The sequence below is a fragment of the Listeria fleischmannii subsp. fleischmannii LU2006-1 genome (assembly GCF_000344175.1).
Lineage (GTDB): Bacteria > Bacillota > Bacilli > Lactobacillales > Listeriaceae > Listeria > Listeria fleischmannii.
In genome coordinates this window covers 1-12,209 of sequence record NZ_ALWW01000065.1, presented here as the reverse complement: position 1 = coordinate 12,209, position 12,209 = coordinate 1, and the positions used below count along the sequence as shown (strand labels likewise).

Sequence of the window (12,209 nt, the reverse complement as noted above, 5' to 3'; positions counted from 1 at the left end):
CACCTGCAAATCCTCCAGCACCACCATCAAGTGTAATACCTGTCTCTGTTATCTCTTCAAATGTATTACTTTGAATAAAATGATATTTAGAATCTATTTGTTTCCCATAAACACCTCTTTGTATTAAGATAGCTGCTTTTGAGACTTGTGTAAAAGCACACTCTCTAATTGTAATTCCTTGACATCCTTGTAAAATAACAGCATTTCGTTCTGCATGTGCAATGGTTCCCAAATTATTAGTTTCAATAATTTTCCCTTCAGAATCTGCCTTTTTCCCGCAAGCAATAATTTTTACATTTGTTAAACTACTTTCATTTAAATTTTCTAAATGGATTACTGGTGCAGTAGCGTCTTCAGCACGTCCTTTATCCGCCGAAAATTTTGTATAGTTTTTCTGTGCGCTTCCACTGTTATCGATATGAATATCACGTAAAATTAAGCCTTGTCCTAATCCTTGTGCAGGAAATACACTATTTTCAAGATCACTTACTGCCTGAATAGCCGTCCCTCTTATATTAAAAAACATTAAATTTTTAAATACACATAAATCATATGGTCTCAAAATCCTAATTGTTGTAACTTTATTTACAAATTTTAAGTTAAATGTTAAATTTGACATCCCAATATTTCGAATAAAACTTCTATTTCCTGTATTATTAACCCCATCAAAATAGGCGAACTCAAATACTGGCTTCCCACTTTCTTGTCCTTCAAAAATCAACTCTCCATTAACTAGCTTTCCAGTTGGAGTAATAACAGTTGGTAATGATTCTGCTCCTGCCAACAACACTCCAGCTTTATTAATATAAATCGTTTTAGTCACTTTATAACTACCAGCTGGAAAATAGACTACGCCACCTTCTTTACTCATTTCAGAAGTGTTATTGGCATGCAAAACCGGAAATTCATATAAGCTATCAATGGCATCTTGAATGGCTTGTGTATCATCCTTTATACCATCCCCTACAGCTCCAAAATCTTTTACGTTGCTAATTTTCTGTGTTCCTCTATACATCTTTTATCTCCCTTACTTTATATTTTTATAATGTTCAAATCTATTTTTTCTTAAATAATCATCTAAGAAATTCTTCCCGTATATCTTTGTTAAAAACCTAGCTTCATCATATGGAACAGAATGAGCATGCCCTTCAAACAATATTTCTTTTGTTGGTAAAATTTCATCCAAAGGAATCAATTCTTTTTTGTTCTTTTTTTCTCCTGCAAAATTAAAAAGATAATTGTTTTTTATTTTTTATACTCTACCCATTTTCTATACTCTTGTTGATAATAACTATTTCTCCTAAAGAATAAGGTTTTAATAAGAAGCCATCTCTTTTTTCTAAGAACAGGCACTTTTTTAATAATGATAATTGTTTTTAATTGTCTTGCGATAAATTTTTTAACTTTAAACTCTAACAAATTATCACTAATGAAATCATATGGAAAGATATCAACAAACACTTCCGAACTCCACCCATTTTTCTCTAGATATGTTGTTCCTTTTTTCTTTACTTTCATAAAAACAAGATGATAATCATCATTTAAACGCGCCTCGTCAACATAGAAAGCGGGATGTAATTCCTTTTTACAGATTTCAAAGAACCTTTCATAATCATTACGCACCATTCCTATATCAATATCATCATCATACGGACCATATCCTCCGTATACAATCGCCCCTAGTAAAGTTCCGCCATCTAGAAAATAGGAAATTTGGTGTTTCTTTGCAATTCTCTTTATTTCATTTAGCACTTCAAGCTGTATCCTACGAATTTCTTCCATCATTCAAACTCCATTCCTATCACTAGTGTTAAAAATTTTTCTTAAATACATCGGAAAAAAGAAACGTGTATCTAAATGCTTACTGTACATGCCATTTTCTTTTGAAAGCGTGTATTTATTTTTTTCAAGTGTCTCAACCAGTTCATCAATTTGATTCTCATAAATTTCTTCTAACTCGGAATATTGTAAATATATTTCTCCATCGAATTGCTGTTCTTGGATTCTCTGGAGCAACAAATGATTATACTCATACTTTTCTTTTTCTCCGGTTATACCTCTATAAACAGCTCTTTTTTCCTCTGTGTCTTGTAAAAAATGCTTAACTTTAACGATAGGTGACCCCACTATAATTTTATCTACCTGCATATCAATGCCTAGATAAAGCGCAGCAAAACCGCCTTTAGATGTTCCCGAAAAAAATGTATGCTGAATTTTTTTTGTTTTTTTTGTATGTTTGTAATGAGTTCTTTCACTGCATCCCTAACATCCATAGTTCCATTCTCACCAAGATAAAATACGCCTGCTCTATTTTCTCCAAAATCATCTAAAATATATAATTTATTACAATTCACATCATCGAGTGTTCGAACATAGTTATAGACCGAGCTTCCTTTCACTGGTAAGGCACTATAAATAACAAGTAAGTCTTCGCTCTCTGTATTCTCTTTCATATAAAAAGTTAAAGTTATCCCATTACTCATTTTTTGTCTTTTTTGTTTAATATAAAAATAGCCTTTGCGCATCCATCGCCTTAACTCTTTTTTCATTCCAATACCCCTTTTTGTGTTTTTTTCAGAAAAAAACCATGACACTAATACTATATTTACTATTATACCTTACTTACCTTCCAAACTTGTGACAAAAAAACGAATATTAAACTCGAAAAACTCCTTTTTAGTGAAAGTTTGATACCTATTCATATACTAGGCAGGATTATTTTATTTTTCGCTATTCTATGATGTCTCCTCCCTTCTCTTTTCCTGTAGTACTTGACTACTTCTTTAGTTTACAACAACTTTTAAAATTTGAGAATTTTAGTATACACCTGCTATTTTCACGTTATCTGGACGAAAAAAAACGCATTTCAAAAACTTAAAATGCGTTTTTCTTCTATATATTAGACAATTGATTGGATAATTTTAGCAGGGGTTCCTGCTACTATTTTGCCGGCTGGGACATCTTTTGTGACCGTTGCATTTGCAGCTACAATAGCATCTTCTCCGATAGTTACACCTGGTAGCACAGTTGCGCCAGCTCCAATCCAGGCGTTTCTTTTAATAAAAATGGGTTTTAAGACGACGCCTAGCCGGTTTTCGGGGCTTAGAGGATGTCCGACGCTTAAAATTTGTGCACCAGGGCCAATTAGAACGTGGTCTTCTATTGTAATGCCACCTAAATCTGTAAGCATGACATTGCAATTGATAAAAACATTTTTCCCGATTGTTAAATTTCTACCAAAATCAGTATATAATGGTAAGTTTACGTCCAATGTTGCATCGATTTTTGTTCCTGTAATTTCGGAAAGCAACTCATGGATTTCTTTTTTAGTTAAGTATGCTGAATTTAAATGATGAATTTTAGGCTTATTTTGGGCCACAATTTCATGAATTTCATCAAAAAGTGGATCATCTGGTAAAATAGTACGATTGATTAATTTTTCTCGCAAATCCATTTTTTTCACCCCTTCTTTACTTGTACTTCTTAGTTTAAAGCGTTATTTTATATATAACAAATACCTATATTAAATACTTTTTTATAACTTTCAGGCATAGGAGTTGAAAATATGGAAATTCGCGTTTTACGTTATTTTCTTGCTGTGGTTCAGGAAGGGAGTATTTCGGCGGCATCAAAGTTTCTCCACTTATCTCAACCGACTTTATCACGGCAATTGCATGAGTTAGAGGAGGAACTAGGCGTGATTCTTTTTGAAAGAGGGCATCGCCATATTACACTTACAGAAAAAGGTGCTTTTTTTCTTCAACAAGCACGTGAAATCATTGCACTTATAGATAAGACGACTTCGAATTTACAAACAAATGTCGTTGCTGGCGATGTTTATATTGGTTGTGGTGAAAGTGAGGCTGTTGAAATTATTACGGATGTTTATAAGAATATTTTGGAAACTCACCCGGATGTTCGCCTGCATTTATTTAGCGGGAACAGTGAACAGCTTAGTGAAAAAATGGACAGGGGATTGCTGGATTTCAGCTTTGTTATCGGGCGCATTGACCAATCTAAACATGATTTCATCAAACTTTCTAAACAAGATCAGTGGGGCATTCTAATGCGTAAGGATAACCCCCTTTCTTCTAAAAAAAGCATTCGCAAAGAAGATTTATCCGAGCTTCCGCTCATTATCTCCAACCAGCCTAGAGCGGATGAAGAAATTTCAAATTGGCTTTTACACGATGTATTTGATTTGCGGATAATTGCAACCTATAATCTCCTTTACAATGCTTCTCTACTCGTTCAATCAGGTGCCGGTTTCGCGCTTTGTTTAGATGGTATTTTAAATACAACAGGTGAAAGTCCGCTTTGTTTTCGCCCACTCGATCCGCCGCTATTTGCAGATTTAGCAATTATTTGGAAAAAGCATAAACCATTATCACATGCTGCCGAACTATTTTTATCTGAGTTGAAACGAGCTGCGTCTACACATAAAAACGCCCTTTAGCCTGATGACTAAAGAGCGTTTTTCGCGAAATTAGTTTCCGCTAACTTCACGTGCCACTCATGCAAGATGGCGAAGCATTATTTCAGATTTCTATTTGTGAACGAGAATATTGCAGCATGATATAAATTAGTATACCGATTTCCTTTTTAAAAATCTGTATATATTTTATTACTTTTTTGATCATACAAATATGAAGAAAAATCCCTAAAATCGTTGATACAGTAGTCTTTTTTCACTCTCTATAAAAAAAGCATTTTTGGGCAAATTACACATTGCTCCGTCATTCTTGGTTCTTTCACTCGTCGCTTGTGGTAAGATAAATATGACATGTATATGAAAAAAGGAGTGAAAGTATATGCCTCGCATAAAAGATTATACAATTGGTATTCAGCATATTAAATCACCTTCTTCGGAAATTTCGGTGGGTACAAAATTATTTTTTGCCATTTCAAACCAAATTACGATTACAACTGCTGAACAAAAATTCACTTTACAAGAAGGCGATATTTTAATCCTTGACCGCCATACACCTTACACCATACACGGGAACACCAATCATTCGATTATTGATTGCACAATATCAGATTCCTTCTTTGCTTATTATTTTGAAGACTATTTTAGTTACTCTTTTAAATTCTTCTCAAAAGAGAGCGCGCCAGGCCGTGAGCATATTGTTGCTTCACTTCGAAAGAGCATCACCGAGCTTCTAGTCGCTTCCAGTGCGGAAAAGTCGGCGAGTAAACTAGATGCACAAAGTGCCTTATTTCAAATTATGCAGCTCCTCACCCGCTTTTTTAAAACCGCAAAGCCCTCTTCTTTAAGAAAGGAAACAGGTGATAAGCGTATTTCACGAATCATCCGAGAAATCGAAGAGCGCTTTTTTGAGCCCTTATCCCTAAAAGAATTCGCGCAAAAGGAGTTTTTGAGTGAGGCTTATTTATCCCGTTACTTCAAAAAAACAACCGGCGTAGGCTTTTTACATTACTTAACAGAAATCCGATTAAAAAACGCCCTCCAAAATCTACTTTACTCTACTGAAAGCATTACCGATATTGCGTTAAAAAATGGATTTTCGAGTCAAAAACATTTCTCAGAGAGCTTTAAAGCCCATTTTCAAATAACGCCTAGCCATTACCGGGCGAAGCATCATTCAGAAAAAAAGCTTTTCGAACAGCCAAGCGAACATTCATTTACAAAACAAATTGTACAGATTGAACCTACGCCTGACATTTTGAGCCAGCTATCTAATTTCTATCAAGAAATCGAACCTGCTAGAGAATTGCATGCGGCACCATTTGAAAGAAAAACGATTGAACTCACGAATAAAACGACCTATAAATTAACAAAAAACGTGCATATTTTAACTATTGGAAAATTAAATGAGGTTTTAAAAGAAAATGTTCAAACTGAAATTTTAACTGGACGTGATGAAGTGGGCATTAATTACATTGGAATTCGGCATCTATTTAGCGGCACAACCTTTTTGCCTGATATGGAAACCGATGAACTTGTCCCCACATCCTCGCCATATGCCAATGCAGATTTGGCCCTTACCTTTTTAAAACAGCAAAACTTAAATCTTTTTGTCCGGCTAGAATATCAAGATATCTCCGAAAATGAAGAAGCAGTTTTTAAAAGGCTCGATCATTTTTTAAGACATTCTGTACAAGTTTTCGGACGTGAATTTGTCTCAAAATGGCATTTTATGTTTTTTAATCCTAAGTATACTTCTGCAGAAAAAAGTGAATTAAAACGGCTTTATAAAAAATTATATCAGCTAATTAAATCCCTTTTACCTGCTATTCAAATTGGAAATTTCGTTCCTTTTTCTCTATCTAAAACGCCGTTCCCACGCGGCATACTTGGTTCCTAGATGTTGCAGAACAAATTGACTTTGTAGCTTATAATGCGAATCAAAATGAAGCGGTAGATTTTTCCAAAGAAGATGCGGCATCATTTTTACTTTCAGAGGATTATTGTCTTTCTAAAACGCTAAAGTTAAAGGCCTTTTTGAAGAAACATCACATAAATAAGCCGCTTATGCTAGTAAATTGGAATACACTCACGGGAAACACAAGGTACACGAATGGTACTTTTTTCCGTGGCGCCCTCGTCCTAAAAACCATGCTTGATTTAACCAAAGAAGTGCAGGCACTTGGTTTTTGGATTAACACAGAGCTTCATGAGGAGGATGGTAGCAAGTTAAACATCAATCTAGATGGTTTAGAGCTTTTTCACTTTTTTAATGGAAAAAGGCCGGCGTTTTATGCAGTGAAGTTTATTCAAAGGCTTAAAGGCACTGTTTTGGCAAAAGGGAACGATTATATTTTGACTTGTTACGCGGATGGTTATCAACTCATTTTATTCAACTGTGCTACGATTAATCCCCGCTATTCCGTTGAAGAAGAATTTTTAAAAACGGAGCGAAAAGAAATTCATATGCAAATAAAAGGTATGGCTCCTGGTGAATATCAAGTTTGCAAATGGCAATTTGACCGCGATAACGGGGCGCTCTATTCTAAATACTGGCAATTAAATAGTAAGCACGGTTTAGATAAGGAGATTCTTGATTATATTGTGGATGCTTCCCAACCTACGCTAACTGTAAGTGATGAGGTCATTTCAGATGACTGGTCCTTTTATGCTTATCTCGATTTAAATGCGATTCATTTTTACGAGTTTAGACGGACGATTTAAAAACCTGCTACAAGTAATATAGATATGAGCAACCAATGTGTTGCTCTTTTTTTATGAGTTCAACACCGTTTTTTTGTCCTCACTTTTATTCCGTATTAAAAAAAGGAAATTTTCAAGCTATAAATAAGCAATTAAACAACCTTTTTTTATTTTCTACTTACTTATAATAAAGGTGTACTTATAAATACTAATGTTCTGGCCAGCATTCGTATGAAAATGGAGGTTAAGACGATGAAAGAAGAATTATTTAAAAAATTAAATGAGAAACAAAGTCGAATGGTCGAAATTCGTCGTTATTTGCACGAGCATCCGGAGTTGTCTTTTCACGAAGAAAACACAGCAAAATATATTGCGGATTTTTATCAAAAGTTAGATTGTGATGTACGGACACATGTTGGTGGTAATGGGGTTGTAGTGACGATTGACACTTTAAAACCTGGTAAAACACTTGCAATTCGTGCGGATTTTGATGCGTTACCTATTCACGAAGAAACTGGCTTACCTTTCGCTTCTAAAAATGAAGGTGTGATGCATGCTTGCGGTCATGACGGGCATACAGCCTACATGTTAATTTTGGCGGAATCTTTAATTGAAATGAAAGACGAGCTTACTGGTAAAATTGTTATTTTGCATCAACACGCTGAAGAAACTCCCCCAGGCGGTGCTATTCAAATGATTCAAGACGGCGCTTTAGATGGGGTTGATAATGTTCTTGGTATTCATGTCATGTCAACGATGAAAACAGGCGAGGTATCTTATCGCGAGGGGGCCATCCAAACTGGACGTTCCTATTTTAAACTAAAAGTGCAAGGTGTTGGTGGTCACGGCTCTTCTCCTCATATGGCAAATGATGCGATTGTTGCGGCGAGTGAGTTTGTGGTAGCTGTTCAAACTGTAATTAGTCGGCGTTTAAATCCATTTGATGTTGGATCCATTACAATTGGTTCTTTTGATGGCAAGGGAAGTTTCAATGTTATTAAAGATTCGGTCGAGTTAGAAGGCGATGTTCGGTCGATGTCAGAAGAAACAAGAACGACGATTGAAAAGGAAATCAGACGCATTGTAGGCGGACTTGAAGCAATGTTTGGGGTGACTTGTGAACTTGATTACAAAAATGATTATCCCGTTTTAAACAATGATGAAGCTTTAACTCATTTTGTTGTCGATTCTATTAAAAGTTCAGCTATTCCTGAAATTACGGCTGTTACACGCTGCGAGCCACAGCCCCCTTCCGAAGATTTTGCTTATTATGCGAAGGAACGTCCAAGTGTATTCTTCTATGTAGGTGCAATGCCTGCTGACGGACATTTTTATCCGCATCATCATCCTAAATTTGATATAAATGAAGATGCTCTTTTAATTGCTTCAAAAGCTATGGGTGCGTGTGTTTTAGATTACTTAAAAGGAGAGACAAACAAATGACAACTACTGCCTATAAAGGAACAAATAAACTTATTGTTGGGATTGTATTTGGGGTTATCACATTTTGGTTATTTGCACAATCAATGGTTAACATTGTTCCAGATGTTCAATCCGATCTTGGTATTTCATCAGATTTACTTAGTATCGCCATCAGCTTAACCGCCCTATTTTCAGGTATTTTTATTGTTGTAGCAGGCGGAATGGCAGATAAATTTGGGCGGATGAAACTGACCTATTTCGGTCTTGTTCTAAGCATTATCGGTTCATTACTTCTTGTTATTACACAAGGAGCAACACTATTAATTATTGGGCGAATTATTCAAGGACTTTCAGCAGCTTGTATTATGCCCGCAACACTTGCTCTTATGAAAACATATTTTGAAGGCGCAGATAGACAAAGAGCCTTAAGTTACTGGTCCATCGGTTCATGGGGTGGTTCTGGTATCTGCTCATTTGCTGGCGGCGCGATTGCCACGTATATGGGCTGGCGCTGGATTTTCATTTTCTCTATCGCCTTTTCACTTTTAGCAATGCTTTTAATTAAAGGCACGCCAGAAAGTAAAGTTGTCCAAACGACTAAGGCAAAATTCGATTCTTTCGGCCTCATTCTTTTTGTCGTTGCCATGGTCTGCTTAAACTTAATTATTACACGTGGTTCAACATTTGGCTGGGCAAGCGCTACAACCATTACAATGATCATCATTTTCGTCCTTTCAACAGGTCTGTTTTTCCGCGTAGAACTTCGTCAAGCAAACAGTTTTATAGACTTCTCTCTGTTTAAAAATAGGGCTTACACTGGCGCAACACTATCTAATTTTCTACTCAATGCAGTGGCTGGAACACTCGTTGTCGCAAATACCTATGTGCAAGTTGGGCGTGGGTTTACAGCTTTCCAGTCGGGACTACTTTCCATCGGCTATCTAGTTTGTGCACTTGGCATGATTCGTGTAGGTGAAAAAATTCTGCAACGAATTGGTGCCAGAAAACCGATGATTATGGGATCTAGTATAACCGCAATCGGAATCACACTTATGGCCCTTACATTTATACCGGGTATATTGTATACTATACTTGTCTTTATCGGTTTTGCATTATTCGGGGTTGGTCTTGGCATGTATGCTACACCATCAACTGATACGGCGGTTTCAAATGCGCCTGAGGACAAAGTTGGGGTTGCTTCTGGTATTTATAAAATGGCGAGTTCTCTCGGCGGTTCTTTTGGAGTTGCGATTTCAGCTACAATTTATGGTGTCATTGCTGCTTCAGGAAATGTCGATTTAGCTGCACTCATCGGCCTATTAACCAACGTAGCCTTTTGCATCGTCTCTCTCATTGCAGTTATTGTCACAACGCCAAGAGCCAAAAAAGTTTTATCTGTCGAACTTAATCAATAAGGAGGTCATACTATGCGTCAACAATTAATGAAGATGTTAACTGATCGAAAAGACGAAATCATCCAAATCCGTCGCCATTTACATGCTCATCCTGAATTATCGTTCCATGAAGAAGAAACTTCAAAATTCATTCGTGATTTTTACAAAGGAAAAGATGTCGATGTAGCCGAAGAAGTTGGAGGCGGCCATGCCGTTGTAGTCACAATTAAAGGTGGTAAGCCAGGTAAAACAATTGCGCTTCGAGCAGATTTTGATGCTTTACCTATCCACGAAGAAACTGGTCTTCCTTTTAAATCTGAAAATGATGGTGTTATGCATGCTTGCGGACATGATGGTCATACAGCTTACTTGCTTGTTTTAGCAGACTGTCTCATTAAGTTGAAGGAAGAAATTCCGGGTACCATTAAAATTGTGCACCAGCACGCGGAAGAAACGCCACCAGGCGGAGCGAAAGGCGTTATGGAATCTGGTATTTTAGATGACGTAGAACAGATTTTTGGGATTCATGTCTTTCCTTTTGGTGAATCAGGCGAGGTTTATTATCATAGTGGGTATTCGATGGCTGGGCGTACTTATTTTAACCTAAAAGTGCAGGGTGTTGGTGGTCACGGTTCTTCCCCGCATATGGCAAATGATGCGATTGTTGCTGCTGCGTATTTTGTGACTGCTATTCAAACAGTTATAAGTAGACGACTAAATCCGTTTGACACAGGCGTTGTAACAATTGGTTCATTTGACGGGAAAGGTAGTTTCAACGTCATTAAAGATGCTGTTTCGCTTGAAGGCGACGTCCGTTATATGAATACGGAAACGCGCGATAAAATTGACAAGGAAATCCATCGTATTGTGAGCGGAATCGAAGCGATGTTTGGGGTTAAAACTGAATTTACTTATACTAATGATTATCCGCCGCTCTATAACGATCCAGATGTCACCAAACAAGTTGTGGCTAGTCTAGAAAAAGGGGTCGGCGAGTATTTAACGGCTGTTTCTGAGTACGAAATGCTTTCTGGTTCTGAGGATTTTGCTTATTATTTAGAAAAAATTCCAGGCGTATTTTTCTACATTGGCGCTAAACCAAAAGGGACTGAACAAGTATACTTTAATCACCATCCGAAATTTGACATTGATGAAGATGCTCTTTTAGTGGCCGCTAAAGCTGTCGCTGATGTTGTACTAGATTACTACAAACTTGATTAAAAAAAATAAAAAGTATAGTATGGTCATTTGATTTGGCTGTACTATACTTTTTTTGTGATTACAAAACGCGAAATCGGGGAATGAAAGTAAGTACATATATAAGGGGGAATTTAAATGATTAGGGAAAGAAAAATTGTGCTAATTACGAGTTTATTTTTTATTGTAATCGCTTTTTTTGGCCTTACTTTTTCAAAGAGAGATTATTTGGAATATGGTTTCTGGGCATTTTGATTTTTCAGTAGCCAATATCGTTAACCTGCTTGCTGGAAAGGATTTGGTTACTTTTTTCTTGCACCAAATTGTAGCCGCTTTAAAGAGTACGGTCATTTTCATTATTATTGAGTTATTATTTATCATTGTCATCCCTATTTTTATTATTATCATTATGTTTCGTGCGAAGAAAAAAGAAGGTTGGACAAAAACAAGTATTGCCATTACAAGCGGTTACGGCTTACTTCTTTTGTCACTCATTTCCTTCATGATAATGTTTACTGTCACATCCCTACATACTTATCAAAATATCCATACGAATGTCGTGACAGCCAAAAAAGCCATATTATCTCATAATTCAGAGGAGCTAGAAGATTCTTTAGCTAATATTATTGATAATCCGCAAAAATCAATTCAAAAGGTGAAGGAAGTTTCAAAAAAACTAGATAACCATACAGGTATTTTTACACTTCTTTCCAATTGGCTAGATAAGGTCCAAAGTTACGAAAATCTATTAATTATTGGAACAATTATCGCTTTTCTAGCCATCATTATTGCACATATTTCGGAACTCTACCTTATGTTTAAAAAACCCCAGATTTAAACAAGAAATTTTAAAATATAATACTTGCCGTTAAAGGAGAAATTATGGCTAACACAAATTATAATGCACTAGAATTTAGAGAAAAAATTATTTCAGATTTAAAAATTAAAACGAGCGACTCCGTTATTTTAATGTGTGCCATCCTCATTGCTTCCATTGGCCTAAATATGAATTCTATTCCAGTTATTATTGGAGTCATAAGTGGGGGAAATAAGCATGGCTCCAA

At 36.2% G+C, this 12,209-nt stretch carries 11 protein-coding genes and 2 pseudogenes; 7 read left to right on the top strand and 6 right to left on the bottom strand.

The genetic code is table 11. The features are described 5' to 3' along the window. The 6 genes from LFLEISCH_RS13710 to LFLEISCH_RS13690 all read right to left on the bottom strand — a co-directional run. A partial coding sequence (locus LFLEISCH_RS13710; RefSeq protein ID WP_007477722.1) for a glycosyl hydrolase family 28-related protein occupies positions 1-1,015 on the bottom strand: 1,015 nt, incomplete at its 3' end. A 12-nt stretch (positions 1,016-1,027) separates the two neighbouring features. Beyond that, positions 1,028-1,249, bottom strand: a complete 222-nt coding sequence (locus tag LFLEISCH_RS16290) for a LicD family protein (protein ID WP_149022068.1) — start codon at positions 1,247-1,249, stop codon at positions 1,028-1,030. Beyond that, positions 1,246-1,782 carry a LicD family protein gene (locus LFLEISCH_RS13705; RefSeq protein ID WP_051057327.1) on the bottom strand — a complete coding sequence of 179 codons (537 nt, stop codon included), beginning with the start codon at positions 1,780-1,782 and terminating at the stop codon, positions 1,246-1,248. The genes LFLEISCH_RS16290 and LFLEISCH_RS13705 overlap by 4 nt, the downstream gene beginning before the upstream one ends. 3 nt (positions 1,783-1,785) lie before the next feature. Continuing rightward, positions 1,786-2,148 carry a hypothetical protein gene (locus LFLEISCH_RS13700; RefSeq protein ID WP_040504892.1) on the bottom strand — a complete coding sequence of 121 codons (363 nt, stop codon included), beginning with the start codon at positions 2,146-2,148 and terminating at the stop codon, positions 1,786-1,788. 8 nt (positions 2,149-2,156) lie between these two features. Next, on the bottom strand, positions 2,157-2,549 hold the full coding sequence (locus LFLEISCH_RS13695) for a hypothetical protein (RefSeq protein ID WP_007477716.1): 393 nt from the start codon (positions 2,547-2,549) through the stop codon (positions 2,157-2,159). Between the two features lie 350 nt (positions 2,550-2,899). Then, positions 2,900-3,463, bottom strand: a complete 564-nt coding sequence (locus LFLEISCH_RS13690) for a DapH/DapD/GlmU-related protein (RefSeq protein WP_007477714.1) — start codon at positions 3,461-3,463, stop codon at positions 2,900-2,902. Positions 3,464-3,565: 102 nt separating this feature from the next. On the opposite strand from LFLEISCH_RS13690, the gene LFLEISCH_RS13685 reads away from it, so the two are divergent. The 7 genes and pseudogenes from LFLEISCH_RS13685 to LFLEISCH_RS13655 all read left to right on the top strand — a co-directional run. After that, entirely contained in the window at positions 3,566-4,456 is an 891-nt protein-coding gene (locus LFLEISCH_RS13685) for a LysR family transcriptional regulator (RefSeq protein WP_007477711.1), read from the top strand. A gap of 355 nt (positions 4,457-4,811) precedes the next feature. Continuing rightward, positions 4,812-7,153, top strand: a pseudogene (locus LFLEISCH_RS13680) (helix-turn-helix domain-containing protein). 216 nt (positions 7,154-7,369) lie between these two features. Beyond that, the gene (locus tag LFLEISCH_RS13675) at positions 7,370-8,575 is read left to right on the top strand and encodes a M20 family metallopeptidase (protein ID WP_112153860.1); all 1,206 of its coding nucleotides are present in this window, start codon (positions 7,370-7,372) and stop codon (positions 8,573-8,575) included. Next, positions 8,572-9,969 carry an MFS transporter gene (locus LFLEISCH_RS13670; RefSeq protein WP_007477706.1) on the top strand — a complete coding sequence of 466 codons (1,398 nt, stop codon included), beginning with the start codon at positions 8,572-8,574 and terminating at the stop codon, positions 9,967-9,969. The genes LFLEISCH_RS13675 and LFLEISCH_RS13670 overlap by 4 nt, the downstream gene beginning before the upstream one ends. A gap of 12 nt (positions 9,970-9,981) precedes the next feature. Continuing rightward, positions 9,982-11,169, top strand: coding sequence for an amidohydrolase (locus tag LFLEISCH_RS13665; RefSeq protein ID WP_007477704.1), 1,188 nt, complete (start codon positions 9,982-9,984; stop codon positions 11,167-11,169). A gap of 211 nt (positions 11,170-11,380) precedes the next feature. Beyond that, complete coding sequence (locus LFLEISCH_RS13660; RefSeq protein ID WP_007477702.1) at positions 11,381-11,983, top strand: hypothetical protein; 603 nt, start codon at positions 11,381-11,383, stop codon at positions 11,981-11,983. Between the two features lie 44 nt (positions 11,984-12,027). Then, positions 12,028-12,209: pseudogene (locus LFLEISCH_RS13655) on the top strand (hypothetical protein); the annotation flags it as partial.

Bases quoted from the DNA above. Each gene is read 5' to 3' on its own strand.
- LFLEISCH_RS13700 (WP_040504892.1), bottom strand. From the start codon at position 2,148: ATGCAGGTAGATAAAATTATAGTGGGGTCACCTATCGTTAAAGTTAAG.
- LFLEISCH_RS13695 (WP_007477716.1), bottom strand. From the start codon at position 2,549: ATGAAAAAAGAGTTAAGGCGATGGATGCGCAAAGGCTATTTTTATATT.
- LFLEISCH_RS13665 (WP_007477704.1), top strand. From the start codon at position 9,982: ATGCGTCAACAATTAATGAAGATGTTAACTGATCGAAAAGACGAAATC.
- LFLEISCH_RS13675 (WP_112153860.1), top strand. From the start codon at position 7,370: ATGGAGGTTAAGACGATGAAAGAAGAATTATTTAAAAAATTAAATGAG.
- LFLEISCH_RS13685 (WP_007477711.1), top strand. From the start codon at position 3,566: ATGGAAATTCGCGTTTTACGTTATTTTCTTGCTGTGGTTCAGGAAGGG.
- LFLEISCH_RS13670 (WP_007477706.1), top strand. From the start codon at position 8,572: ATGACAACTACTGCCTATAAAGGAACAAATAAACTTATTGTTGGGATT.
- LFLEISCH_RS13705 (WP_051057327.1), bottom strand. From the start codon at position 1,782: ATGGAAGAAATTCGTAGGATACAGCTTGAAGTGCTAAATGAAATAAAG.
- LFLEISCH_RS13660 (WP_007477702.1), top strand. From the start codon at position 11,381: ATGGTTTCTGGGCATTTTGATTTTTCAGTAGCCAATATCGTTAACCTG.